22 protein-coding genes are annotated in these 24,714 nt (G+C 67.4%); 15 read left to right on the forward strand and 7 right to left on the reverse strand.

Annotated elements, in window-relative coordinates:
• Window positions 1-10 precede the first annotated feature (10 nt).
• The 3 genes from xseA (at window position 11) to CEX87_RS20740 (ending at window position 2,633) form a co-directional block, all read left to right on the forward strand.
• Complete coding sequence (xseA, locus tag CEX87_RS20730; RefSeq protein WP_066807949.1) at window positions 11-1,258, forward strand: exodeoxyribonuclease VII large subunit; 1,248 nt, start codon at window positions 11-13, stop codon at window positions 1,256-1,258.
• A complete protein-coding gene (locus CEX87_RS20735; protein WP_066807947.1) occupies window positions 1,245-1,457 on the forward strand; it encodes an exodeoxyribonuclease VII small subunit in 213 nt (70 codons plus the stop codon). Before xseA ends, CEX87_RS20735 begins: the two co-directional genes overlap by 14 nt.
• Window positions 1,458-1,520: 63 nt before the next feature.
• On the forward strand, window positions 1,521-2,633 hold the full coding sequence (locus CEX87_RS20740) for a 3-beta-hydroxysteroid dehydrogenase (protein ID WP_066807945.1): 1,113 nt from the start codon (window positions 1,521-1,523) through the stop codon (window positions 2,631-2,633).
• A 15-nt stretch (window positions 2,634-2,648) separates the two neighbouring features.
• On the opposite strand, the gene CEX87_RS20745 is transcribed toward CEX87_RS20740, so the two are convergent.
• Window positions 2,649-2,927 (reverse strand): dsRBD fold-containing protein, encoded by a 279-nt coding sequence (locus tag CEX87_RS20745; RefSeq protein WP_064395004.1) that lies wholly within the window; start codon window positions 2,925-2,927, stop codon window positions 2,649-2,651.
• Window positions 2,928-3,022: 95 nt separating this feature from the next.
• On the opposite strand from CEX87_RS20745, the gene CEX87_RS20750 reads away from it, so the two are divergent.
• The 4 genes from CEX87_RS20750 (at window position 3,023) to CEX87_RS20765 (ending at window position 7,229) form a co-directional block, all read left to right on the forward strand.
• On the forward strand, window positions 3,023-3,742 hold the full coding sequence (locus CEX87_RS20750; protein WP_094288944.1) for an alpha/beta fold hydrolase: 720 nt from the start codon (window positions 3,023-3,025) through the stop codon (window positions 3,740-3,742).
• A gap of 107 nt (window positions 3,743-3,849) precedes the next feature.
• Window positions 3,850-5,394 (forward strand): arylsulfatase, encoded by a 1,545-nt coding sequence (locus CEX87_RS20755; RefSeq protein WP_064420128.1) that lies wholly within the window; start codon window positions 3,850-3,852, stop codon window positions 5,392-5,394.
• 4 nt (window positions 5,395-5,398) lie between these two features.
• On the forward strand, window positions 5,399-6,277 hold the full coding sequence (locus tag CEX87_RS20760) for an HAD family hydrolase (protein ID WP_064420127.1): 879 nt from the start codon (window positions 5,399-5,401) through the stop codon (window positions 6,275-6,277).
• A gap of 76 nt (window positions 6,278-6,353) precedes the next feature.
• Window positions 6,354-7,229: a formylglycine-generating enzyme family protein gene (locus CEX87_RS20765; RefSeq protein ID WP_064420126.1), complete on the forward strand. Its 876-nt coding sequence runs from the start codon at window positions 6,354-6,356 to the stop codon at window positions 7,227-7,229.
• A gap of 91 nt (window positions 7,230-7,320) precedes the next feature.
• Here the strand turns inward: CEX87_RS20765 and CEX87_RS20770 are convergent, their stop codons facing one another.
• A complete protein-coding gene (locus CEX87_RS20770) occupies window positions 7,321-7,770 on the reverse strand; it encodes an SRPBCC family protein (protein WP_197505979.1) in 450 nt (149 codons plus the stop codon).
• A gap of 76 nt (window positions 7,771-7,846) precedes the next feature.
• Between CEX87_RS20770 and CEX87_RS20775 the strand changes: the two genes are divergently transcribed.
• From CEX87_RS20775 to CEX87_RS20785, 3 genes are read left to right on the forward strand one after another with little or no spacing between them, the layout of a single operon-like run.
• Entirely contained in the window at window positions 7,847-8,617 is a 771-nt protein-coding gene (locus CEX87_RS20775; RefSeq protein WP_064394974.1) for an SDR family NAD(P)-dependent oxidoreductase, read from the forward strand.
• A gap of 2 nt (window positions 8,618-8,619) precedes the next feature.
• On the forward strand, window positions 8,620-9,444 hold the full coding sequence (locus CEX87_RS20780; protein WP_064395002.1) for an SDR family oxidoreductase: 825 nt from the start codon (window positions 8,620-8,622) through the stop codon (window positions 9,442-9,444).
• 11 nt (window positions 9,445-9,455) lie between these two features.
• Entirely contained in the window at window positions 9,456-10,643 is a 1,188-nt protein-coding gene (locus CEX87_RS20785; RefSeq protein WP_064394973.1) for an AI-2E family transporter, read from the forward strand.
• Here the strand turns inward: CEX87_RS20785 and CEX87_RS20790 are convergent.
• Window positions 10,624-11,541, reverse strand: coding sequence for a dienelactone hydrolase family protein (locus CEX87_RS20790; RefSeq protein ID WP_082962019.1), 918 nt, complete (start codon window positions 11,539-11,541; stop codon window positions 10,624-10,626). The genes CEX87_RS20785 and CEX87_RS20790 overlap by 20 nt on opposite strands.
• 105 nt (window positions 11,542-11,646) lie before the next feature.
• Complete coding sequence (locus tag CEX87_RS20795) at window positions 11,647-12,288, reverse strand: DUF4245 domain-containing protein (RefSeq protein ID WP_066807934.1); 642 nt, start codon at window positions 12,286-12,288, stop codon at window positions 11,647-11,649.
• Between the two features lie 54 nt (window positions 12,289-12,342).
• Between CEX87_RS20795 and glpX the strand changes: the two genes are divergently transcribed.
• The 5 genes from glpX (at window position 12,343) to CEX87_RS20820 (ending at window position 20,703) form a co-directional block, all read left to right on the forward strand.
• Window positions 12,343-13,371 carry a class II fructose-bisphosphatase gene (glpX, locus tag CEX87_RS20800; RefSeq protein WP_064394970.1) on the forward strand — a complete coding sequence of 343 codons (1,029 nt, stop codon included), beginning with the start codon at window positions 12,343-12,345 and terminating at the stop codon, window positions 13,369-13,371.
• Window positions 13,372-13,394: 23 nt separating this feature from the next.
• Window positions 13,395-14,819 carry a class II fumarate hydratase gene (locus tag CEX87_RS20805; protein ID WP_064394969.1) on the forward strand — a complete coding sequence of 475 codons (1,425 nt, stop codon included), beginning with the start codon at window positions 13,395-13,397 and terminating at the stop codon, window positions 14,817-14,819.
• Between the two features lie 22 nt (window positions 14,820-14,841).
• Window positions 14,842-17,574, forward strand: a complete 2,733-nt coding sequence (locus CEX87_RS20810) for an ATP-binding protein (RefSeq protein ID WP_068195367.1) — start codon at window positions 14,842-14,844, stop codon at window positions 17,572-17,574.
• A gap of 64 nt (window positions 17,575-17,638) precedes the next feature.
• The gene (locus CEX87_RS20815; RefSeq protein ID WP_066807926.1) at window positions 17,639-20,407 is read left to right on the forward strand and encodes a helix-turn-helix transcriptional regulator; all 2,769 of its coding nucleotides are present in this window, start codon (window positions 17,639-17,641) and stop codon (window positions 20,405-20,407) included.
• A 77-nt stretch (window positions 20,408-20,484) separates the two neighbouring features.
• Entirely contained in the window at window positions 20,485-20,703 is a 219-nt protein-coding gene (locus CEX87_RS20820; RefSeq protein ID WP_066807925.1) for a hypothetical protein, read from the forward strand.
• 6 nt (window positions 20,704-20,709) lie between these two features.
• Here CEX87_RS20820 and CEX87_RS20825 read toward each other — a convergent pair whose 3' ends face one another.
• From CEX87_RS20825 to CEX87_RS20835, 3 genes are all read right to left on the reverse strand, one after another.
• Window positions 20,710-22,023, reverse strand: coding sequence for a PhoH family protein (locus CEX87_RS20825; RefSeq protein ID WP_064395001.1), 1,314 nt, complete (start codon window positions 22,021-22,023; stop codon window positions 20,710-20,712).
• Window positions 22,024-22,243: 220 nt separating this feature from the next.
• Window positions 22,244-23,071 carry an acyl-ACP desaturase gene (locus CEX87_RS20830; RefSeq protein WP_064426937.1) on the reverse strand — a complete coding sequence of 276 codons (828 nt, stop codon included), beginning with the start codon at window positions 23,069-23,071 and terminating at the stop codon, window positions 22,244-22,246.
• Between the two features lie 61 nt (window positions 23,072-23,132).
• Window positions 23,133-24,596: a glycine hydroxymethyltransferase gene (locus tag CEX87_RS20835; protein ID WP_094288920.1), complete on the reverse strand. Its 1,464-nt coding sequence runs from the start codon at window positions 24,594-24,596 to the stop codon at window positions 23,133-23,135.
• Window positions 24,597-24,714: the final 118 nt, after the last annotated feature.

Consider the following 24,714-nt stretch of genomic DNA (forward strand, 5'->3'; position numbering starts at 1 on the left):
CGCCGGGTAGATGACCGACGCCGAGCAGGGCCAGTCGCCAGAGAACCCGTTTCCGGTCCGCTCCGTGTCGATGAAGATCAAGGACTGGATCGAACGGCTGGGCACGGTCTGGGTCGAAGGGCAGGTCGCCCAGCTCTCGACGCGGCCGAACTCCAGCACCGCCTACATCACGCTGCGCGACCCGTCGGTCGACATGTCGTTGGCGATCACCTGCCCACGTGAGCTGGTGCTCAACGCGCCGGTGAAACTCACCGAGGGCACCCGGGTCGTCATGCTGGGACGGCCGAACTTCTTCGTCGGCCGCGGCTCGTTCTCCCTGCGGGTCAACCAAATTCGCGCGGTGGGCGTGGGCGAGCTGTTGGCGCGTATCGAACGCCTGCGCCAGCTGTTGCACGCCGAGGGACTCTTCGACCCGCGGCTCAAGCGGCCGATTCCGTTCCTGCCGAAGACGATCGGGCTGATCACCAGCCGCGGCAGCCATGCCGAACACGACGTGATCTCGGTAGCCACCGGCCGCTGGCCCGCCGTGCGGTTCGCGGTTCGCAACACCGCCGTGCAGGGTCCCAACACGGTCCCGCAGGTGGTCGAGGCGCTGCGGGCACTCGACGCCGATCCCGACGTCGACGTGATCGTCATCGCCCGCGGCGGTGGCAGCGTCGAGGACCTGCTGCCCTTCTACGACGAGACGCTGTGCCGTGAGATCGCCAAGTGCACCACACCCGTGGTCAGCGCGATCGGACACGAACCCGACAACCCGCTGTGCGACCTGGTCGCCGATCTGCGCGCCGCGACGCCGACCGACGCCGCCAAGCGCATCGTTCCCGACGCGGCCGCCGAGCAGGCCTACATCACCGATCTGTGCCGTCGAGGTGGCCGCGCGCTGCGCAACTGGGTGCACCGTGAGCAGCACGCCCTTGATCAGTTGCGCAGCAGGCCGGTGCTGGCGCAGCCGCTGGCGGCGATCACCGCGCGCGCCGACGAGGTCGACCGTCTGCGCACGACTGCACGCCGCGACGTGACCCGGATGGTGGCCACCGAGACCGATCGCATCGGACATCTGTCGGCCCGGCTGAGCACACTGGGCCCTGCGGCGACCCTGGCGCGCGGCTACGCGGTGGTGCAGACGATGCCGGACGCCCAGGTGCTGCGCACCGCCGTCGACGCCGCCAGCGGTGTGCGGCTGCGAGTCCGGGTGGCGGACGGGGCGATCACCGCGATCAGCGAGGGGCCGGAAGGGGCAGAAGATGAAGCCCATTAGTGAACTGGGATACGAGGAAGCGCGCGAAGAGCTGGTCGCGGTCGTCCAGCAACTCGAGCAGGGCGGGCTCGATTTGGATACGTCGCTGAAGCTGTGGGAGCGCGGCGAAGAACTGGCTAAACGCTGCGAAGAGCACTTAGCCGGCGCCCGTAAGCGCATCGAGGAGGCGCTGGCCGCGAAAGATGGTGACGAAAGTTGACAGCGCAATGTTTTCCGCCTTGAGGGGTCGAAACTGTAACACGTTTCAGTTAGTCTGCTCGGCATGGGTGACTCAACGCTGACCACCGAACTGGGCCGGGTCCTCGTCACGGGAGGCTCGGGATTCGTCGGCGCCAACCTGGTGACCGAACTGCTCAAGCGCGGCCACGAGGTCCGCTCCTTCGACCGGGCCCCGTCGCCGCTTCCTGCGCAACCCGGCCTCGAGGCCGTCGAAGGCGACATCTGCGACCCCGACCAGGTCGCGGCCGCGGTCGCGGGCATCGACACCGTGTTCCACACCGCGGCGATCATCGATCTGATGGGCGGCGCGTCGGTCACCGACGAGTACCGCAAGCGCAGCTTCGCGATCAATGTCACCGGCACCGAAACCCTCGTGCGCGCCGCCCGCGCCGCCGGCGCCAAACGCTTCGTCTACACGGCGTCGAACAGCGTCGTGATGGGCGGCAAACGTATCTCCGGCGGCGACGAGACCCTGCCCTACACAGAGCGATTCAACGACCTGTACACCGAGACGAAGGTCGCCGCGGAGAAGTTCGTGCTGGCCGCCAACGGAGTCGACGGCCTGCTCACCTGCTCGATCCGCCCCAGCGGTATCTGGGGTCGCGGAGATCAGACCATGTTCCGCAAGGTGTTCGAGAGCGTGCTGGCCGGACACGTCAAGGTTCTCGTCGGGGGCAAGAACGTCAAGCTCGACAACTCCTACGTGCACAACCTGATTCACGGTTTCATCCTCGCCGCTCAGCACCTCGTCCCGGGCGGCACCGCTCCCGGGCAGGCGTACTTCATCAACGACGGCGACCCGATCAACATGTTCGAGTTCTCGAGGCCCGTCGTCGAGGCGTGCGGCGAGCGCTACCCGAAGATCCGCGTGCCGGGCCGGTTGGTGTGGTTCGCGATGACCGCATGGCAGTGGTTGCATTTCCGGTTAGGAATACCCAAACCGATGATCGAACCCCTTGGGGTCGAACGCCTTTACCTCGACAACTACTTCTCGATCGCCAAGGCCGAACGCGACCTGGGATACCGGCCGCTGTTCACCACGGACCAGGCGATGGCCGAGTGCCTGCCGTACTACGTCGACCTCTTTCACCAGATGAAGAACGCGTCGAAGGAGCCGCCGGTCAGCGTCGCGGCGTCCGCCCCGCCGGAGGGCTGACGGTCGCTCACTAGGTCAGTGGACGAGGTGGACCGGCTGATGCGTGGTCTGCTCGATTCGTGACGACGCGCGCTGCAGCAGTTCGGCGCCCAGCGCGATCAGCCCTCTGGCCGCGGCGATCTCCTCCCCGACCAGCGGCTGCACCGAATCCTTCGGGTTGCGGTAGGCGTCGCCCTGGGCGGTCACCGTTTCGCCGTCGTCGCGCGTGGCACACACCGTCGCGTGAGTGTGCGTCTCGTCCTCGTTGAACTCGATGTCGATGCGCCAGGCGTTGTCTTGAACTTTGTCGTACATACAGATCACCTTCCAGCTACCAGCGTGCTCCTTCCGTCGACGCTTCGCAGGCGTTTGGCCCGCGCTGGGAGCGAGGACCGGGCATGGTGGTGGTGATGGTCGAGTCACGGTTCACAACCAACGCTGGCGCGCGTCTGCACTACCTCGACTCCGGAGGGCCCGACCGCGGAGCGCCTGTCGTCTTCGTACCCGGCTTCACCGACGTCGCCGACGACTACGTCGAGGTGCTGCCGCTGTTCGGCCGACGGACGGTGGTCGTCGACTTACGCGGGCATGGACGCAGCAGTGCGCCCGAAAGCGGTTATGAATCAACCGTTCTCGGCGGCGACGTCGGCGCGGTGATCGACGCGGTCACCGACGGTCCCGTCCACCTGATGACGTTCTCCCGAGGCACCCCCTACGCGCTGACCTGGGCGCTCGCGCATCGCGGGCGGGTCCGCTCGATCTCGATCGGCGACTACGTCCCCGAAGAGATCACGCTTCCCGACGAGGTCTCCACGTTCCTGCTCGACGGCCGGTGGCGTGGCACGCCGGTGCACGAACGGCTGAACCGAGCCGCCGGGGAGGCCATCTTCCGCGCTGCGCGCAAGCAGTCGTTCTGGGATCCGCTGGCGCGATGGCAGCCACCCCTACTGGTGGTACGCAGCCCGAACAGCCCGCTGATCTCCGACGTCGCCTGGGACCGCTATCGGGAGCTGTTCCCGTCGGCGTCGCTGCACGTGTTCGCAGACTCACCGCACGACATCTTCCGTCCCGACCGCGAGCGTTACCCGATGCTGGTGCGCGCGCACATCGCCGCCGTCGAGGGGAGCTGACCAAGCGTCGCCTGGCAGATTTTGCCGGTCGACGTTGGCCGAATCGCCACGACTCGGATACCGCCGTCCTATCGTGCGACTAGGGGCTCAGTGGTGAAGGAGTCGCCATGCCGAACGGGCAGCCGAACATTCTGGTCATCTGGGGTGACGACATCGGGATCACGAACCTCAGTTGCTACAGCGACGGTCTGATGGGTTACCGCACCCCCAACATCGACCGCATCGCGAACGAGGGTATGCGATTCACCGATTCGTATGGCGAGCAAAGCTGCACGGCGGGCCGCTCGTCTTTCATTACGGGACAAAGCGTTTACCGCACCGGGTTGAGCAAGGTCGGTATGCCGGGGGTGGACGTCGGGATGTCACCGGATGATCCGACGATCGCCACGTTGTTGAAACCACTGGGCTACGCCACCGGCCAGTTCGGCAAGAACCACCTCGGCGACCTGAACAAGTACCTTCCGACTGCGCACGGGTTCGACGAGTTCTTCGGCAACCTGTACCACCTCAACGCCGAGGAGGAACCCGAGCACCCCGACTACCCGACCGTCGAGGAGGCGCCGCTGCTACGCAAGGCCTTCCTGCCGCGCGGGGTGATCAAGTCGTGGGCCACCGAAGAGGCCTCCGACGAAGTCGACGAGCGGTTCGGTCCAGTGGGTAAGCAGCGCATCGAGGACACCGGGCCGCTGACCAAGAAACGGATGGAGACCGTCGACGACGAGACCGTTGGGGCATGCATCGATTTCATCAAGCGCCAGCACCAGGCGGGCAAGCCGTTTTTCGCGTGGATGAACACCACCCATATGCATTTCCGCACACATACGAAGCCGGAAAGCCTCGGGCAGGCCGGGCGTTGGCAATCGGGCTACCACGACACGATGATCGACCATGACCGCAATGTGGGGCAGCTGCTCGATGCAGTCGATGAACTGGGCATCACCGACGACACCATCGTCATCTATTCGACCGACAACGGCCCGCACGCCAACACCTGGCCCGACGGCGCCACCACACCGTTCCGCAGCGAGAAGAACACGAACTGGGAGGGTGCCTTCCGCGTGCCGGAGATGATCCGCTGGCCGGGCAGGATTCCAGCCGGGATGGTGTCCAACGAGATCATCCAGCACCACGACTGGCTGCCGACTTTCCTGGCCGCCGCCGGTCAATCCGACGTCGTCGAAAAACTCAAACAGGGCCACGCAATCGGCGACCAGACCTATCGGGTGCACATTGACGGCTTCAACCTGCTGCCCTACCTGACCGGCGAGGTGGACAAGAGCCCGCGGCGCGGATTGGTCTACTTCTCCGACGATTGCGATGTCCTGGGCGTCCGGATCGAAAACTGGAAGATCGTCTTCATGGAGCAGCGTTGCCAAGGCACGCTACAGATCTGGTTCGAACCTTTCACCCCGCTGCGCGCGCCGAAGATCTTCAACCTGCGCACCGATCCGTTCGAACACGCCGACGTCACGTCCAATACCTACTGGGACTGGTTCTTCGACCACGACTACATCGCGTTCATGGCCAATGCGGTGGTCACCCAGTTCCTGGAGACGTTCAAGGAGTTCCCGCCGCGGCGCGAACCCGCATCGTTCACTATCGGCGACGCGGTGGAGAAGCTCAACGATTTCCTCGAGTCGGTCGGCCGCTGACTCGATGCTCGAGTCGTGGAACGACGGGCCCGCCAAGTCGGCGATCGTCGACTTCGTCGAGCACGCCCTCGACGTCGTTCCCGTCCAGGAACGCGTAGCGGTCTTCGACAACGACGGAACGCTGTGGTGCGAGAAACCGGCATACATCCAACTCGATTTCCTCGTGCGTCGCCTGGCCGAACAAGCCCGCGCCGACCCGGAACTCGCCGACCGGCAGCCGTACCGTGCCGCCGCGGCCGGAGACCTCGGATGGTTCGGCGACGCGGTCACCAGGCACTACAACGGCGACGACTCAGAGCTGAAGTACCTTGCCGACGGCATACTCTCGGCCTTCGCGGGGTTGACGGTCGAAGAGCACGCGAATCGGGTGAAGGCATTCTTCGCCACCGCCGAACACCCGACACTGCGTCGGCCGTACACGGCATGCGGGTACACCCCGATGATCGAGCTGTTGCGGTACCTGGAGGACAAGGAATTCACCACCTATATCGCCTCGGGCGGTGGTCGCGACTTCATGCGGCCGGTGACCGAAGCGCTCTACGGCATACCACCGGAGCGGGTCATCGGCAGCTCGGTGGGTCTCGACTTCTCCGATGGCGATCTGCGCACCACGAGTCGGCCGGAATTTCTGGACGACGGGCCGGTGAAACCGGTACGAATCTGGGGGCGTACGGGCCGCCGACCGATTCTTGCCGCCGGGAACTCCAACGGCGACATCGAGATGCTCGAGTTCGCCCGCGGGCTTCGATTGCTCGTCCTGCACGACGACCCCGATCGCGAGTTCGCCTACACCGCCGGTGCTGAGAAGGCCCTCGCGCGGGCCGACAGCGACGGCTGGATCGTCGTCAGTATGCGCAACGACTGGACCAGGGTCTTCGCCTAGTGTGCGTCCAGATCGCGCTCGCCGCTGTCCAGCCGCTAGTTCGCGATCTGGTTGCACAACAGAAGCCGGAGGGGTGATGACCGAGCTCGTATGGATCCCGGCGCAGACCGCCGTGCTCGGCTCCGACTGCCATTACCCGGAGGAGGCACCGGTACGTCAGGTCGATGTCGAGGGGTTCTGGATGATGGCGCGTCAGGTCACCAACGACCAGTTCACCGAGTTCGTCTCCGCCACCGGGTATCTCACGGTTGCGGAACGTCCGTTGAACCCCGCCGATTATCCGGGCGCCCCGCGGGAGAATCTCGAGCCGGGATCAATGGTCTTCACCCGTACACCGGGTCCGGTCGACCTACGTCACCTCGGTCAGTGGTGGACGTGGACACCGGGCGCCTCGTGGCGTCATCCTGTCGGACCGCTGTCGTCCATCGGTAGACGCTCCGACCACCCCGTCGCACATGTGGCCTACGAGGACGCCGAGGCGTACGCGGAGTGGGCGGAAATGGCGCTGCCGACCGAGACCGAATGGGAGACGGCAGCACGGGGCGGACTGCACGGCGCGGAGTTCACCTGGGGTGACGAGCCCGAACAACCCGGACGACCGCTGGCCAACTACTGGCACGGCGACTTTCCGTGGCGGCCGGAAAAAGGCTATGGCCGAACGACATCCGTGGGTACGTTCCCGCCCAACGGCTACGGTCTGTTCGACATGGCGGGCAATGTCTGGGAATGGACGACCGACTGGTATGCCGAGGACCCGTCACAATCAGCTTGTTGCGCAGAGGACAGTTACGACCCGCAGCAGCCACAATTCCGTGTGCCGCGCCGAGTGGTGAAGGGCGGTTCCTTCCTATGCGCCGACTCCTACTGCCGCCGCTACCGCCCTGCGGCGCGCCGGCCCCAGCCCGTCGACACGGGGATGAGCCACATCGGGTTTCGCTGCGTCAAACGCTGACTGGCTCCATCCATTTCTGCGTGAGGGTTGTGAAATCGCCGCGTAGACAACCCTGCTGCAGAAGTCGACGCGGAAGCATCCCCCGGGCGAATCAACCGGTTTCGGCTGCGGCCTTGATCGCCGCCAGCGTCGCAGGAATCCCGGTGCGGGCGGCTTCGCGGCGCTTGTCGATCTCCGCGTCGGCCGTCGCCCCGAACCGCTCACGAAACCCATTGACGCCCTTGGGAAGAAGCTCCCAGGATTCGGTGAGCCGTGTTCCGCCGTCGACCGGCTCGAAGCGGTAGCCCCAGTACACCCAGCCGTCGTTGACCTCCCACGCGAACTCGCGCCCGGGTTCGGCCGCGACGACCTGCGAGCGGGTCTCCCATGTGCGTTCGGGTGTCTCGTTGCGGCCGGTGAACCATGCGCCGACCCGCGGACCGTCGCCCTCGTCCCACCAGCAGGCGCGGCAGATCGGACTCCACTCGCCTATCCGCGTCACGTCCGACACCATTTCATACAACCGGTGCGGGTCTGCGGCCACGTGAATCGACTCGCTCATCTTCAGATCGCTCACCGGTCGAGTGTGTCAAAGCGCTAAGTTGAAACACGTTCTACTCCGTCGAAAGGGCAACTGTATGAGCAACGGGCCATCGGCCAGGGAAACGGTGGTGATCGGCGCGGCGTCGGGCATCGGCTTGGCGACGGCGCGCGCACTGGCCGCGGAAGGCGACCGCGTCACGCTTGCCGACCGCGACGTCGACGGCGCCCGCCAACGCGCTGCCGAACTGGGCGACCCGCACACCGCCGCGCACGTCGAGGTCACCGACGAGGCCTCCGTGCATGCGCTGTTCGACCAAACCGGGCCGCTGGACGTCGTCGTCAACTGCGCGGGGTTCAGCAACGTCGGGATGATCACCGACCTCGCCGTGGAGGACTTCCGAGCGGTCATCGACGTCTGCCTCAACGGGGCGTTCATCGTCGCCAAGCACGCAGGCCGGGTGCTGCGCGAGGGCGGCGCACTGGTGTCGATCAGCTCGCTCAACGGGCGCCAGCCCGCCGCGGGGATGAGCGCCTACTGCGCCGCCAAGGCGGGGCTGTCGATGCTCACCCAGGTCGCCGCGCTCGAGTGGGGGCCACGCGGCATCCGCGTGAACGCCGTCGCACCCGGCTTCGTGCACACGCCGTTGACCGCGCCGGCGGCGGCCGTCCCCGGCGTCGTCGAGGAGTACGTCGAGAACACCGCGCTGGGCCGCGCGGGCACGCCCGAGGACATCGCCGAAGCGGTGCTGTACCTGTGCTCGCCGAAGGCGTCGTGGCTGACCGGCGAGGTGCTCGACCTCAACGGCGGTGCACACATGAAGCGCTATCCCGATGTGATGGGGCACGTCATGAGGCTCGCGACGTGAAGATGTTCAGTGGCAAACAGGCCCTGGTCACCGGCGGCGGTTCCGGTATCGGCGCCGCACTGTGCCGAGCACTGGTCGACGCGGGCGCCGAGGTGGTGTGCACCGACGTCGACGGCGACGCGGCCGAACGCACCGCGGCCGGTTTCGGCGGTAGGGCCCGCGCCGCCCGCCTCGACGTGACCGACTCCGCGGCGGTACAGGCCGCCGTCGACGATGTGGTGAACCGGGCCGGACGTCTAGACCTGATGTTCAACAACGCCGGGATCGTCTGGGGCGGCGACACCGAACTGCTGACCCTGGACCAGTGGAACGCGATCATCGACGTCAACATCCGCGGCGTGGTGCACGGGGTGGCGGCGGCCTATCCGTTGATGGTGCGCCAGGGGCACGGCCACATCGTCAACACCGCGTCGATGGCGGGTCTGACGGCGGCCGGGCAGGTCACCAGCTACGTGATGACCAAGCACGCGGTCGTAGGGCTCAGCCTGGCGCTGCGCTCGGAGGCTGCCGCACGCGGCGTCGGGGTGCTCGCGGTGTGCCCCGCTGCCGTCGAGACGCCGATCCTCGACAAGGGTTCGGTCGGCGGTTTCGTCGGCCGCGATTACTTCCTGCAGGCCCAGGGCGGCAAGCCCTATGACGCGGACCGGTTGGCCCGCGACGTGCTGCGCGCGGTCGAGAAGAACAAGCCGATCCTGGTCAAACCTCGCGTCGCGCATGCCCAGTGGATGTTTGCGCGTCTCGCGCCGACCCTGATGAACCGGGTGTCGATGCGGTTCATCGCCGACCAACGCGCCAAACAAGCGCAAGCCAGGTCCGACACGCTGTAGACATAGCGGCAATGAGTACCGAGTTCTCGCTGCCGCAACGTCGTGCGCTGGCAGTTGCGACGGTCATCGCGGTCGCGTTCGGCGCGTACTTCCTGCGCGGCTTCTTCATCCTCATCGTGGTGGCAGCGGTGGGCGCCTACCTGTTCTCACCGCTGTACGCGTGGCTCAACAAGAAGATGGGCCGGGGGCTGTCGGCGACGCTGACCTTGCTCGCCGCATTCGCCGCGGTGATCGTGCCGCTGAGCCTGTTCGTCACGCTCGCGGTCGTGCAGATCTCGACCATGGTGGAGCGGGTGGCCGAGTGGGTCGGCCGCACCGACCTGTCCGCGCTCGGCGATCGGGCGCTGCAGTTCGTCAACGACCTGTTGCGCCGCGTGCCTTACATCGACACCACGGTCACCCCGGAGTCGCTGCAGAGTTCGATGGCTCGGGTCGCTCAGGAGGCCGGCCAGTGGTTGCTCGGCCTGCTGCAGGGCGCCGCCGGCGGCCTGTTCGGCGCCGTCACCGCCATGATCCTGTTCGTGTACGTGTTCGTGTCGCTACTGACGAACCGCGAACGCGTGGTGGCGATAATCCGCCAGCTCAACCCCCTCGGCGAGGGGATCACCGACGTCTACATGGAGAAGATGGGCGCGATGGTGAAGGGCACCGTGATGGGCCAGTTCGTCATCGCGGTGTGCCAGGGCGTCGCGGGGGCCGCGTCGATCTACCTGGCGGGCTTCCATCAGGGTTTCTTCTTGTTCGCGGTGCTGCTGTCGGCGCTGTCGGTCATCCCGTTGGGCAGCGGTATCGTCACGATCCCGTTCGGTATCGGAATGATCCTGTTCGGCAACATCTTCGGCGGCGCGTTCGTGATCCTGTTCCACCTGATCGTGGTCACCAACATCGACAACTTCCTGCGGCCCATCCTGGTGCCGCGCGAGGCCCGTCTGGACGCCGCGCTGATGCTGCTCGCCGTGTTCGCCGGAATCAGCATGTTCGGCGCGTGGGGCATCGTGATCGGACCGGTGCTGATGATCGTCATCGTCACCACGATCAGCGTCTACCTCGAGGAGTACAAGGGCGTGCCGATGCGCAGGCCCGACTCGGCCGACGAGAAACCCAAACGCCGAAACCCGTTCTGGTGGTTGGGCCGTCGCATCAAGGAGGCGCGGGCCAAAACCCCAGCCGACCCGAAACCTAAACCAGCCGCTCCCTGAGGAACGCGACCACGCGCTTGAGGGCCGCGTCGGTCGGATGCCCTTCCTGGTGACGCAGTTCCAACGTCAACACCGAGTGAGCCATCGCGCCGAAGCCGTGTTCGTTGCCCTTGCCCGAGTCGATCTCGATCACCTCGAACGCGTCGCCGAGCCGGTCCTTGAGCGTTTTGAAGCGCTCCGCAGGCACCAGCGGATCCTTGCTGAAACGCAAACCCAGCGCGCACAACCCTTCGTCGGCGGCGCGGCGCTCGACGACCTTCAGCTCGGCCTCGGACAGGCCAGGGTCTCTGCGCTGCTTCGGTGTCAGCGGCAACGGCAGCGACGGCTGGCTCAGCACCGGCGCGAGAACGCTGTCGTCGACGGCGGCGGCCAGGGCGAAGCCGCCGGTGAAGCACTGGCCGATGACTCCGACCCCCTTGCCCGGCGTCTGCGCGTTGAGGTCGCGGGCCAGTGCGCGCAGGTAGTGCGCGACGGGGCGGTCGGCGTTGGTGGCGAATGCGGCGAATTCCTTGGCCACGCACCCGCGCAGCATGACCGGCACCATGCCGGGGCGCATCGGCGGCGCACCGGGCGTGCCGAACAACGACGGAATCGCGACGGTGAACCCGGACTCCACGAGGTGATTGCCGAGCGCAAGGACGCCGGGGTGCACGCCGGGCATCTCGGGGATGAGCACCACACCGGGGCCCTCGCCCTTGCGGTAGACGTCGTGGGTGTAACCGGCCGCGGTGAAGGGCGCGGGGGCCCACCCGGTGAGGTCGGCTTCCGGAGCCGCCCCGGCGGCGACATCAGGGTCCGGAGCCGCCCCGGCGGCGACATCAGGGTCCGGAGCCGCCCCGGCGGCGACATCGGCTTCCGGAGCCGCCCCGGCGGCGACATCGGGGTCCGGTGCGGTCATGGGCGCTTCTCCAGTTCGCTCGTTACGCGAGATTGAAACCATGCAGAGAAAGTGCGGGACGCGGTCTGCGTGGGTGCAATCTCGTCGAACGAGTCAATCGTGCTCCTACGGGACCGGCAGGGGCGCCGCGGTCTGCGTCGCCGCCGCAAGCGTACGAAAGTCGCCGGTATCCGCGGCGCCGGTCAGCGCTATCTGCGCCGGCCCGGTGGGGCCGGCCAGACGCGTCGTCCACACCGGTTCGGCGGGCTTGCCGTCGTCGTCGCCGCCGTAGACCACCCAAATCACACCGTCGACGTCCTGAACCCCGGTGGGCACGACATCGGAGTCGAGCGAGGAGACCAGCTTCTCCTCGTCGGCATTGCTCTGGGTCAGGCTCACATACATCCCGCTGGGTGCGAGATAACCGACGGTGGAGCTGACGGCACGCAGGGTCTGCCCCGTGGGGTCCGTGCGACCGGCCTCGATGCCGTTGCGGCTACCCGAGTTCGACTGCCAGCCCTCGGGCAGTTGCGGGATCCGGATCGGGATCTTCAGCGCCTCGGCATCGGCACGTAACGCCGCGGGGGCGTCGAAGGACGGGACCGGACCGGCGCCGGGCCCCGCGCCCTGGAACGAGCACATCCCCAGCATCCCGGCCAGCACGATGCAGGCGAGCACCAACGGGGCCATCGACCAGAACATGTCCCGGCCGTCATGCAACAGCCTCGACTTGGCGGGCTTGGGTGCAGGAGCCGGTTGCGAGGTCACTCCGCCAGTATCCCAGCTCCCGAACGCGGACCGGCTAATGGGACAATCTGGGCCATGAGTCCGACCCGTGGTGAAGCCCCAGATCGAAATCTCGCGCTCGAGCTCGTCCGAGTAACCGAGGCAGGCGCCATGGCCGCAGGCCGCTGGGTGGGCCGCGGTGACAAGGAGGGCGGCGACGGGGCGGCCGTCGACGCCATGCGCGAGCTGGTCAACTCGGTGTCGATGCGCGGCGTGGTGGTGATCGGCGAGGGCGAGAAGGACAACGCGCCGATGCTCTACAACGGCGAAGAGGTCGGCAACGGGGACGGACCGGAATGCGACTTCGCCGTGGACCCCATCGACGGCACCACGCTGATGAGTAAAGGCCTTTCCAACGCCATCTCGGTGCTGGCGGTCTCCGAGCGCGGCACCATGTTCGACCCGTCGGCGGTGTTCTACATGAGCAAGATCGCGGTCGGACCCGAGGCCGTCGACGCGATCGACATCACCGCCCCGATCGGGGAGAACATCCGCCGGGTGGCCAAGGCGAAGAACGTGTCGGTCTCCGATCTGACCGTGTGCATCCTGGACCGGCCGCGCCATCAGCAGTTGATCGCCGATGTGCGGGAGGCCGGCGCGCGGTGCCGGCTGATCACCGACGGCGACGTCGCAGGCGCGATCTCGGCGTGCCGCCCCAACACCAGCACCGACATGTTGGCCGGTATCGGCGGCACGCCGGAAGGGATCATCGCCGCGGCCGCGATCCGGTGCATGGGCGGCGCCATCCAGGGCCAGTTGGCGCCCAAGGACGACGAGGAACGGCAGAAGGCCATCGACCGCGGCCACGACCTCGACCGCGTGCTGACCACCGAGGATCTGGTCTCCGGCGACAACGTCTTTTTCTGCGCCACCGGCGTCACCGACGGTGACCTGCTCAAGGGCGTGCACTTCTACAGCGGCGGGTGCACCACGCAGTCGATCGTGATGCGCTCGAAATCGGGCACCGTTCGGATGATCGAGGCGTACCACCGGCTGTCCAAACTCAGCGAGTACTCCGCGATCGACTTCACCGGCGACACCAACGCCGTCTACCCGCTGCCGTAATCACAAGAGAAGTAAGGACATTCATGAGCGTCGACTCCGACAGCGCAGCCGAGACCGAGTACCGCATCGAGCACGACACCATGGGCGAGGTCCGGGTGCCGGTCAACGCGCTGTGGCGCGCGCAGACTCAGCGCGCGGTGGAGAACTTCCCGATCTCCGGCCGCGGCCTCGAGCGCACCCAGATCCGGGCGCTGGGATTGCTGAAAGGTGCCTGCGCACAGGTCAACAAGGACCTCGGCCTGCTCGCGGCGGACAAGGCCGACGCGATCATCGCCGCGGCCGGTGAGATCGCCGACGGTCAGCACGACGACCAATTCCCCATCGACGTGTTCCAAACCGGTTCGGGCACCAGCTCGAACATGAACACCAACGAGGTGATCGCCGGCATCGCGGGGCGCAACGGCGTGACCGTGCACCCCAACGACGATGTCAACATGTCGCAGTCGTCGAACGACACCTTCCCGACCGCAACCCACATCGCTGCGACCGAAGCCGCTGTGCGCCACCTGATCCCGGCACTCGAGGTACTGCACGAGTCGCTGGCCACCAAGGCGCGGCAGTGGCGTACCGTCGTCAAGTCCGGGCGCACCCACCTGATGGACGCCGTGCCGGTGACGCTGGGCCAGGAGTTCAGCGGCTATGCCCGCCAGGTCGAAGCCGGCATAGAGCGGGTGAAGGCCACGCTCCCGAGGCTCGGCGAACTGGCCATCGGCGGCACCGCGGTGGGCACCGGCCTCAACGCGCCTGACGACTTCGACGAGCGTGTCGTCGCCGTGCTGCGCGAGCAGACCGGCCTGGCCGAATTACAGGTTGCCGCCAACCATTTCGAGGCTCAGGCGGCCCGCGACGGGCTGGTCGAGGCCTCGGGCGCGCTGCGCACCATCGCCGTGTCGCTGACCAAGATCGCCAACGACATCCGGTGGATGGGCTCGGGACCGCTGACCGGGCTCGGCGAGCTTCAGTTGCCCGATCTTCAGCCGGGCAGCTCGATCATGCCGGGCAAGGTGAACCCGGTCATTCCCGAGGCCATCACGCAGGTGGCCGCGCAGGTGATCGGTAACGACGCCGCGATCGCGTGGGGCGGCGGCAACGGCGCCTTCGAGCTGAACGTGTACATCCCGATGATGGCCCGCAACATCCTCGAGTCGTTCAAGATCCTGACCAACTCGTCGAAGTTGTTCGCCGAGCGCTGCATCGACGGCCTGGTGGCCAACGAGGAGCGGCTCCGCGAGCTGGCCGAGTCGTCACCGTCGATCGTCACGCCGCTGAACTCGGCGATCGGCTACGAAGAGGCCGCCGCGGTCGCCAAGCAGGCGCTCAAGGAGAAGAAGACCATCCGTCAGACCGTCATCGATCGAGGCCTGATCGGCGACAAGCTGTCCGAGGAGGAACTGGACAAGCGCCTCGACGTGTTGGCGATGGCCAAGGTGAAAGACGACGAGCGCTAAGGGCTTTCGTTCTCCGTCGTACCTGGCGGACCGACCGGAAGAGGAGAAGGCGGTAGCGGACTTCCTCCAGTCCGCTTCGCATGCGCCGTCGGCTCTGTTGATCGAGGGCGAGCCCGGGATCGGTAAGACCACGCTGTGGCAGGCGACGTCCGAGCGCGCCCGCAGCCGTGGTTTCCGTGTGCTGTCGGCCAGGAACCCGAGCACCGAATCGGTGCTCGCCTACGCGACGTTGACCGAACTGCTCGCCGACGTCGACGCCGCCGAGTTCGGTGACCTGCCCGCCGCCCAGCGCAGCGCCATCGAACGGATCCGCCGCGACGACGGCGCCGATGCCGCACCCACCGACCGGCGCGCCGTCGCGGCGGCATTCCTGTCGGTCGTCGAGGGCCTCGCTTCCCGACGACCGCTGCTGCTGGCGATCGACGACGTGCAGTGCGTCGACCCGTCCAGCTCGCATGTGTTGTCCTACACCGCACGTCGGCTCTCCGGGCCGGTGGGCGTGCTGGGCACCCTGCGCACCGACGGCACAGAGGGCTACACCTGGCTGCAGCTGCGGCGCCCGGATGCCACCCAACGAATCTCACTGCAGCCGTTGACGTCCCGCATGCTCCACGCCGTGGTCACACAACACCTCGAGCATCCGCTGCCGCGTGCGAAGCTGGCCCGCATCCACCAGATCTCCGGTGGCAATCCCTTCTATGCGATCGAACTGGCCAAGGTCGCCGACGGCAGGCCGGAAGTTCCGCTGCCGGACACGCTGGCCGCCGTGGTGGAAGCCCGGCTCAGCGGACTGAATCCCGAGACGATGGACGCACTCCTGGCCGCCGCCTCGGTGGCCAACCCCTCGGTCGATCTGGTGGCCGCCGCAGTCGGCACCGAACACGAGCGGGCGGTCGAGTTGCTCGAGACCGCCGAACAGCGCGGCGTCGTCGTCATCGAGGGCAGCCGGATCCGGTTCACCCACCCGCTACTGGCCACCGGTGTGTATACCGGCGTCGCCGCCGAGGACCGCAGGCGGATGCACCACAGGCTCGCCGGCTTCGTCGACGAGCCCGAATTGCAGGCACGCCACCTGGCGCTCGCCGCGACCGTCGGTGACGACGCCACTGTCAGCGCGCTCGAGCGGGCGGCGACCTCCGCTCACGCGCGAGGTGCGCCCGTCGCCGCCGCGGAGTTGATCGAGCTCGCCATCGCACTTGGCGGTGATACCGCCGAGCGACGAATGCGGTTGGCGGCGTACTGCTTTGACGGCGGGGATCCGTCCAGGGCACGCGCGCTGCTGGAGGGGGTGGTCGGCGATCTGGCGCCGGGACCGATACGCGCTGAAGCGCGGCACATGCTCGCGGTCGTGCGGTTCGTCGACGACGGCTACACCGAAGCGGTCGAACTGCTCACGACGGCGCTCGAGGACGCGACCGAGGGCCCGGCGAAGGCGGTCATGCTGACCACGTTGGCGTACGGCCTCTACATGACCGGTGACCATGCGTCGGCCTGGCTCCGGGCCGAGGAGTCGGTGGCCTACACCGAACAGGTCGGTATCCCCGGCCTGCTCAGCCTCGCACTCGGGGTCCGGGCGACGATCCAGTTCTTCCTCGGCGGCGGCGTGGACGATGCGAGCATGCGCCGCGCCCTCGAACTCGAAGACACCGAAACCTTCACGCCGATCATGCTGCGGCCGAGCGTCGAAGACGCTTTGATGCTGGCCTGCACCGGTGACCTCGACACCGCCTATGAGCGCATGCGGGAGATCTCGCGCCGCTGCACCGACCGCGGCGAGGAAGGCGAAGTCGTCTTCGTCGACTTCTACGTCGCGTTGACCCGGATCTGGCGCGCGGACTTCCCCGAGGCCAAGCGGGTGGCCCACGAAGTTTCTGCTCTCGCAAGGCAACTCGGTGGCGAGTTCCCCGCGATGCTCAGCCTGGTGCTACAGGCCTGGCTGGCCGCCTACGACGGCGCAGAGAGCAAGGCCCGCCTGGCCGCGGCGGACGCGATCGATGCCTGCCGACGCAGCGGCACCGCGTGGCACGAGGACTGGGCGCTGTCGGCGCTCGGATTTCTCGAGGTATCACTCGGAAACTACGGTGCGGCAATGGAGTTCCTCGACCCGCTGGTGTCGCGATTCGCACCGGAGTCCACCGAGATTCAAGCCGCGGAGTTCATACCCGATGCGGTGGAGGCACTGGTCGAGCTGGGCCGCGCGACCGAAGCGGAACCGCTGGTGGCCGCACTGGAACGCAACGGCCGTCGCCTCGACCGGGCGTGGATGCTGGCGGTGGGCGGGCGGTGCCGCGCCATGCTTCACGCGGCCGAGGGCGATCTGCGCGACGCCGCGAGCTGTGCGCGCCGCGCGCTCGAGGACCATCACCGGTTGGCGATGCCGTTCGAACGCGCTCGTACCCAGCTGCTGCTCGGGCAGTTGCAGGCCAGACTGCGCGACCGGCAGGCCGCTTCGACGCTGAACGAGGCGCTGGTGACGTTCGAGGCCATCGGCACGCCGGTATGGGCGGAGCGTGCGAAATCCTCGCGAGACGAACTCCGTTCCGCCGCGTCGAGGCCGGACGCGTTGACCGCCGCCGAGTTGCGCATCGCCGAGCTGGCCGCCGTCGGCCTGACGAATCGCGACGTGGCCGGTGAACTCTTTCTCAGCGCAAAGACCGTCGAGGCCACCCTTGCGCGGGTGTACCGCAAGCTCGACATCCGGTCCCGGGCCGAACTAACCCGGGTTATGGGTCAGTCCGGCCGCCGAGGGGTATAGAGGTGTCGCCCGTTTCCGGCTCAGCTGCAATTCTTGGGAGACGCGAGGGGACCCAGGGGATACCGTGATCGGCCAGTCGACACATCAGCACGCCGTCGCTGCCTTCCTGGACGCGATGGCGCTGGGCCCGTCGGCCCTACTGATCGACGGTGAACCCGGGATCGGCAAGACCACGCTGTGGCTGGCCGCGGTCGAGCAGGCGCAACAGCGCGGATTTCACGTCCTGTCGACCCGACCGGCGGCCGCGGAGTCGGTGCTCGCCTACACAGCGCTGGCCGACCTGCTCGAGGAGGCCGACACGCGCGCGTGGGCCGACCTGCCGACGCCGCAACTCCTCGCGGTCGACCAGGTGCTGCTGCGCGCGGACAACGACGCGGTGACCGATCAGCGTGCCGTGGCCGCCGCGTTCCTTTCGGTGGTCGAACGGCTCAGCGAGGACCGCCCCGTCCTGCTGGCCATCGACGATTTGCAGTGGCTCGACCCGTCGAGCAAGCACGTGTTCGCCTTCGCGGTGCGCAGACTCACGGGGCGTACCGGTCTACTGGCCAGCCTGCGTACCGAATCCGACGACCGTGCGGTAGACGACTGGCTGCAGTTATCGCGCCCCGACGCGGTGAATCGAATCCGGCTGCGCCCGTTGAACGTCCAGGATCTGCATCGGGCGGTCTCCACACGGCTGCGACGACCCTTCTCACGCCCCACCATCGGCCGGATCCACCAGGTGTCGGGCGGGAACCCGTTCTACGCAATCGAATTGGCCCGTTCCCTCGATGAACGGGCCCCGGGCATCGACGCGTCGCTGCCTCGCACCCTGACCGAGGTGGTGCGCACGAGGCTCGGCAGCCTCGACACCGATGTCCACGACGCCCTGCTGGCCGCCTCGTGCCTTGCCGCACCGACGGTCGAGCTCGTATCGAAGGCGACGACGAACGACGAGGACCGGCTGGTCGAACTGCTCGAGATCGCCGAGAGCAAGGGCATCATCGCTATCGACGGCAACCGGATCCGGTTCGCACATCCGTTGCTGGCCAGCGGGGTCTACACCGAGGCGTCCCCCGGCCGCCGCCGGTCGATGCACCGTCGGCTCGCCGAGATCGTCGACGAACCCGAACTTCGGGCCCGACATCTGGCGCTGGCGGCCACCAAAGGCGACGAGGTCACGCTGGATGCCCTCGACAGGGCGGCAGAATCGGCGCGGATGCGCGGTGCGCCCGCGGCGGCGGCCGAACTGATGGACCTGGCCATCAGCCTCGGCGGCGATACCGCGGAGCGGCGGCTTCGCTCGGCACTGCACCACTTCGACGCCGGAGAACAGGAACGCGCGGCGGCCGTCCTCGCCGAAGCCATCGAACAGCTGCCCACCGGTGCGCTGCGCGCCGAAGCGTTGAGCCGACTGGCGGTGGTGCGCCTGTACGGGGACGGATTCATCGAGAGCGCTCGGCTGCTTCGCGAGGCCCTCGACGAGGCGCACGACAACCACGCGCTGCGCGTTCAGACCTTGATCACGTTGTCGTACACGCTTTTTCACGCCAACCAATTGCAGCAGGGCCTGGACACCGCCGCGCAGGCCGTCGCGAACGCCGAGCCCCTCGACCAGCCGCACCTGCTCAGCATCGCGCTGGGGATGCTGGTCATACTGCGGTTCGCCGCCGGCCACGGTTACGACGAGGAGACCTTGCAGCGCGCGCTGCAGCTCGAGGACCCCGAGGCGTACACACCGCTGGTCTTCCGGCCCACCATGCAACAAGCCCTGCTGCTGGAGTGGACCGGCCGGCTCGACGAAGCGCGCGGTGTCGTGGACAAGATCTGTGCGCGGTGCCTGGAGAAGGGCGAGGAGGGCGAGCACGTCTTCGTCTCCCAGCACGTGGTGACGAACGCGATCGCGCGCGGTGACTTCGTCACGGCCAACCTGGTCGCCGAGGACGCCGTGGAGAAGGCCCGACAACTCGGGGGCAACACCTCGCAGTTCCTGACCCAGAGCTTGCGGGCCCAGCTGGCCGCGTTCGCCGGCCACGAGGAAACCGCCCGCAGGGCGATCGAGGATGCCCTCGAATGTGCAAGGCAGACCGGCACATTGCGCATGGCCGACCGGGTCCGGGCGACCCTCGGGTTTCTCGAGGTCTCGCTGGGAGACTACGAAGCCGCGGCAGCCGCGCTGCAATCGATGCTCTTCCAGTTCGACCCCGACAGCACTCCGACCGAACTGCCCAATGCCGCCTACCTGCCCGACGCGATCGAGGCGCTGATCCATCTCGACCGCCTCGATGAGGCGGAACGGCTCACCGCCGCGCTGGAGAACAACGGGCGCAGGACGAACCGGGACTGGATGCTCGCGGTCGGTGCGCGATCGCGCGCCGTGCTGCTGGCAGCGCGCGGCGACCTCGACGCCGCCCACGACGCTGCGCAGCGGGCGATGGCCACCCATCGCCGTCTGCCGATGCCGTTCGAGCGCGCACGGACCCTGCTGACCCTCGGTCAGATTGAACGCAGGCAACGCAAGAAGGAATCGGCGTCGGCACATCTTCAGGAGGCCCTCGAGGTCTTCGAGCATCTCAACATCCCGCTCTGGGCGGCAAAGTCCCGCGCGGAGTTCTCGCGGGCGAGCGCCGGACCTCAGCGCAGCGGGCAACTGACACCGTCCGAACAACGGGTTGCAGAACTCGTGGCGAGCGGAATGAAGAACCGGGACGTCGCGGCCGCGCTGTTCATCAGCCCCAAGACCGTCGAAGCCAACCTCGCGCGCATCTACCGCAAGCTGGGAATCAAGTCGCGGGCTGAACTGGGTCGACATGTCGGGCGGCCGAGCGGGCCCCAAAAAGGGGACCACACATAGGGAAACACCCTATTCCTCCGGTCGGGTCACAGGACTTACCGTCGTAACGCTGTCCGCCACCATCGACTGGAGAACCGGTGCGTCTCGACGAATCTCCCGCAACGCTGACCGACCACGGCGACAACACCCTGGTCACGACCGCCACCAGCAAGCCGGCCCTGGACACCGGGTTCGCGGTGCTGGGCCTGGTTTCGCTACTGGACCTGCCGCGCGGCGATCGCGCCGACCGGGTGGTGGCGCTCAGCGGTGCGGCGGCCGCCGGTTGGTACCTGGCCCGTCGCAATCGTCTCCGCTAGCGGAGTTCACGGCAGCGCGCCGGGGCTGATCTCCTCGAGCATCTCGGTCACCAGCGCCGCGATCGGCGAGCGCTCGCTGCGCAACAGCGTGATGTGAGCGAACAAGGGGTGGCCCTTGAGTTTCTCGATCACCGCCGCGACGCCGTCATGCCTGCCGACTCGCAGGTTGTCCCGCTGGGCCACATCGTGGGTCAGCACCACACGGGAACCGGCGCCGAGACGTGACAGCACGGTCAACAGCACGTTGCGCTCGAGCGACTGCGCCTCGTCGACGATCACGAACGAGTCGTGCAGCGAGCGCCCCCGGATATGGGTCAGCGGCAGCACCTCGAGCATGCCGCGCGAGAGCACCTCCTCGAGCACCGCCGGGCTGGCCAGTCCTTCCAGCGTGTCGAAGACCGCCTGTGCCCAGGGCCCCATCTTGTCGCTCTCGCTGCCCGGCAGGTAGCCCAGGTCCTGTCCGCCGACCGCGTAGAGCGGACGGAACACCACGACCTTGCGTTGCGTGCGGCGCTCCAGCACGGCTTCCAATCCCGCGCACAGTGCCAGCGCCGACTTGCCGGTGCCGGCCTTGCCGCCGAGCGAAACGATGCCGACCGACTCATCGAGCAACAGGTCCAGTGCCACCCGCTGTTCGGCGGAGCGGCCGCGCAACCCGAACGCCTCCCGGTCACCGCGCACCAACTGCACCCGCTTCTCCGGCGTCACCCGGCCAAGCGCGTGCGACGTACCACCGAGCAGGCGAATGCCGGTGTGGCACGGCAGATCTCGGGCCGACTCCAGTTCGATCTCGCCTTCGGAGAACAGCACGTCGATCTCATCGGAGACGACCTCGACCTCGGCCATACCCGTCCACCCGGAGGTAATGACGTCCTGGGCGTGGTACTCGTCGGCCGACAACCCGACCGCACCGGCTTTCACGCGTAGCGGGATGTCCTTGCTGACCAACGTGACGTGCTTGCCCTCGGCGGCGAGGTTGGCCGCGACGGTCAGGATCCGCGCATCGTTGCTGTCGGTGCGGAAACCGGCGGGAAGCACGGAAGGGTCGCTGTGATTCAGCTCGACATGCAGCGAACCACCTTGTGTACCAACGGGAATCGGCTGATCGAGTCGGCCGTGTTCGAGCCGCAGATCGTCGAAGAGCCGCAGGGCCTGACGCGCGAACCAGCCCAGCTCATGATGGTGTCGCTTGGCTTCGAGCTCGCTGATGACGACCAGCGGGACCACGACCTCATGCTCGGCAAAGCGCGTGCAGGCCCAGGGATCTGACAACAGCACGGAGGTGTCGAGCACGTAGGTCCGGAGAGGCGAATCGATCACGTAGCGCTCCTGGTATCCGCGGGTCCCCCGCGAACCGTCGGCGGACACTGCGGCACCAGGGCCGGGGCCGGCCCTCTCGTGATCGCAACGATCGGGTACCGCCCGGACAGCAAAGCACGTCGCTAGCCATCGCAAACGACGCTACTCCCGTTGCGGCACATGCGCCGTGCAGGCGCGCCGTAGTGTTCGCCGCTGCTCGTCCGCGGCGATGAGCGGGCGGCTACGCGGAGGTGAACTCCCGCATCTTCGGCTCGTCGGCAAGCCCCCACGCGGCGATCCGGTCGGCGGTCACCTGACGCAGTTGCTCGGATCCGAAAATCCCGGCCTCGGCGACGTTGCGCACCTTGTCGGCGTAAGCGTCGATGTCGCCGCCGACCACGTCGAGTTCGGCCGCGCGTCGCGCGATGGCGTCGACGGTTTCGTCACGGCTCGTGGACAGCAGGTGGGCGACCAGGTTGGCGAAGAACTCCTCGTGCCGCTCCTCGTCCTTGGCGATGCGGCCGATGAGGTTCTTGAGCACCGGCTCGGTGATCTTGGCCTCGAGGTTGCGGCAGAAGACGGCGTGGGCACGTTCGAAGAAGGCCATGAACACCAGCCGCTCGACCTGGCTGTAGGTGTCGGCGCGGTAGCCCTTCATCACGTGTTCGACGCGGACGTCTTCGTTGGCGGCCGGGTCGATCTCCCGGGTGACGACGAGGTAGTTGCGCAACGCGATCGCGTGCAGGTGCTCCTCGGCGGTCCACCGGCCGATCCAGCGGCCCCACTTCTCTTCGAGGATGAAGCTGAAGACGAACTCGCGGTGGAAGCCGGCCAGGTTGTCCTTGGTGATGAGCAGGATCTCGAGCGCGTCGGTGACGTCCTTGGGCAGGGTCACCTGCGAGGGGTCCCAGTCCTTACCGCCGAGAAAAGCGAAGTTCTCGCCCTGGTCGAACGGCACGTAGTCGTGCGCGTACCAGAGATCCTCGCTGTCGATGTGACGACGCAGCTCCTGCTGCACGACCGGCTCGAGTTCGAGGATCAGCGCATTCGGTACAGGTTTCTGTGCCATGCGGTTACAGTAACTCAATTCTGTGGGAATCGTAAAATTCCCGACCGGCGTGCCGCGGGGGCTACAGCGTGAGCCGCGGATACAGGGGGTTGGCCGCCAGCAGCTCGGCAGAGGCGGCGTGAACGCGCTCGGCGGTGCCGTCGGCCAGCGTGTACTTGGCCTTCGAAGTGCCCTGCTGTTCGGTGTTGGACAGCACGTCCACGATCAGGTCGGCGACACGGTCGAAGTCGTCGGCCCCGAATCCCCGGGTGGTCAGCGCGGGAGTGCCCAGCCGGATGCCGCTGGTGTACCAGGCGCCGTTGGGGTCTGCGGGTACGGAGTTGCGGTTGGTGACGATGCCCGCGTCGAGCAGCGCCGACTCGGCCTGGCGCCCGGTCAGCCCGAACGACGTGACGTCGAGCAGCACGATGTGGTTGTCGGTGCCGCCGGTGACCAGCTGGGCGTCACGCTTGAGGAAACCGTCGGCAAGCGCCTGGGCGTTGTCGGCGACGCGCTGCGCGTACGCCTGGAATGCCGGTTGGCGGGCCTCGGCCAGCGCGACCGCTTTGGCGGCCATCACGTGTGAGAGCGGACCGCCCAGCACCATCGGGCAGCCCTTGTCGACGGCGTCGGAGTACTCGGGCTGGGCGAGCACCATCCCGCCGCGCGGTCCGCGCAGCGACTTGTGGGTGGTCGTGGTGGTGACGTGGGCGTGCGGTACCGGGTCCTCGTCACCGGTGAACACCTTGCCCGCGACCAGACCCGCGAAGTGCGCCATGTCGACCATCAGCGTGGCGCCGACCTCGTCGGCGATCTCACGCATCTTGGCGAAGTCGACCCGACGCGGATAGGCCGAGTATCCGGCCACGATGATCAACGGCTTGAACTCGCGGGCGGCGTCGGCCACCGCGCCGTAGTCGAGGAATCCGGTGTTCGGGTCTGTGCCGTAGCTGCGCTGGTGGAACATCTTGCCGGAGATGTTGGGCCGGAAACCGTGGGTCAGGTGGCCGCCCGCGTCCAGCGACATCCCCAATAGCCGCTGGTTGCCGAGCTTGTTGCGCAGCTTCTCCCAGTCCGCCTCGGACAGGTCGTTTACGTGCTTGGCGCCGAGGGCCGCCAGTTCGGGCGCTTCGACCCGGGTGGCCAGGATCGCCCAGAAGGCAACGAGGTTGGCGTCGATGCCGGAGTGCGGCTGGACGTAGGCATACGGCGCTCCGAACAGCTCACGGGCGTGTTCGGCGGCGAGACTTTCGACGGTGTCGACGTTCTGGCAGCCCGCGTAGAACCGGTGCCCGATCGTGCCCTCGGCGTACTTGTCGGAGAACCAGGAACCCATCGTCAGCAGCACGGCAGGCGAGGCGTAGTTCTCGCTGGCGATGAGCTTGAGCGAGTCCCGTTGATCGGCAAGCTCTTTACGGGTCGCCGCCGCGATGCGCGGCTCCACCGATTCGATCACCTGCAACGCGGCCCGGTAGGCGGCACTCGCGGTCTCGGCGTACTCGGCACCGGGAGCGGCAGCGTTGGAGGTCACGGGGTCTGCAGTCATGGGGTTCAGCCTACTTTCCGCACCTGGGCGCTCGATGCCCATACCTGGGCCGCCGACTGTGGGATTGACACACGCCACACCCGCCGTCGGCGTGACGGTAACCCACGTTCGGCGGCGG

Source organism: Mycobacterium lehmannii (assembly GCF_002245535.1).
Classification (GTDB): domain Bacteria; phylum Actinomycetota; class Actinomycetes; order Mycobacteriales; family Mycobacteriaceae; genus Mycobacterium; species Mycobacterium lehmannii.

Coding starts and splice junctions, on each gene's coding strand:
- CEX87_RS20770 (WP_197505979.1), bottom strand. CDS start 7,770: ATGAGCGAGTCGATTCACGTGGCCGCAGACCCGCACCGGTTGTATGAA.
- CEX87_RS20780 (WP_064395002.1), top strand. CDS start 8,620: ATGTTCAGTGGCAAACAGGCCCTGGTCACCGGCGGCGGTTCCGGTATC.
- CEX87_RS20745 (WP_064395004.1), bottom strand. CDS start 2,927: ATGTACGACAAAGTTCAAGACAACGCCTGGCGCATCGACATCGAGTTC.
- CEX87_RS20755 (WP_064420128.1), top strand. CDS start 3,850: ATGCCGAACGGGCAGCCGAACATTCTGGTCATCTGGGGTGACGACATC.
- CEX87_RS20790 (WP_082962019.1), bottom strand. CDS start 11,541: ATGACCGCACCGGACCCCGATGTCGCCGCCGGGGCGGCTCCGGAAGCC.
- CEX87_RS20765 (WP_064420126.1), top strand. CDS start 6,354: ATGACCGAGCTCGTATGGATCCCGGCGCAGACCGCCGTGCTCGGCTCC.
- CEX87_RS20835 (WP_094288920.1), bottom strand. CDS start 24,596: ATGACTGCAGACCCCGTGACCTCCAACGCTGCCGCTCCCGGTGCCGAG.
- CEX87_RS20735 (WP_066807947.1), top strand. CDS start 1,245: ATGAAGCCCATTAGTGAACTGGGATACGAGGAAGCGCGCGAAGAGCTG.
- CEX87_RS20830 (WP_064426937.1), bottom strand. CDS start 23,071: ATGGCACAGAAACCTGTACCGAATGCGCTGATCCTCGAACTCGAGCCG.
- CEX87_RS20740 (WP_066807945.1), top strand. CDS start 1,521: ATGGGTGACTCAACGCTGACCACCGAACTGGGCCGGGTCCTCGTCACG.
- CEX87_RS20785 (WP_064394973.1), top strand. CDS start 9,456: ATGAGTACCGAGTTCTCGCTGCCGCAACGTCGTGCGCTGGCAGTTGCG.
- xseA (WP_066807949.1), top strand. CDS start 11: ATGACCGACGCCGAGCAGGGCCAGTCGCCAGAGAACCCGTTTCCGGTC.
- glpX (WP_064394970.1), top strand. CDS start 12,343: ATGAGTCCGACCCGTGGTGAAGCCCCAGATCGAAATCTCGCGCTCGAG.
- CEX87_RS20750 (WP_094288944.1), top strand. CDS start 3,023: ATGGTCGAGTCACGGTTCACAACCAACGCTGGCGCGCGTCTGCACTAC.
- CEX87_RS20760 (WP_064420127.1), top strand. CDS start 5,399: ATGCTCGAGTCGTGGAACGACGGGCCCGCCAAGTCGGCGATCGTCGAC.
- CEX87_RS20805 (WP_064394969.1), top strand. CDS start 13,395: ATGAGCGTCGACTCCGACAGCGCAGCCGAGACCGAGTACCGCATCGAG.
- CEX87_RS20775 (WP_064394974.1), top strand. CDS start 7,847: ATGAGCAACGGGCCATCGGCCAGGGAAACGGTGGTGATCGGCGCGGCG.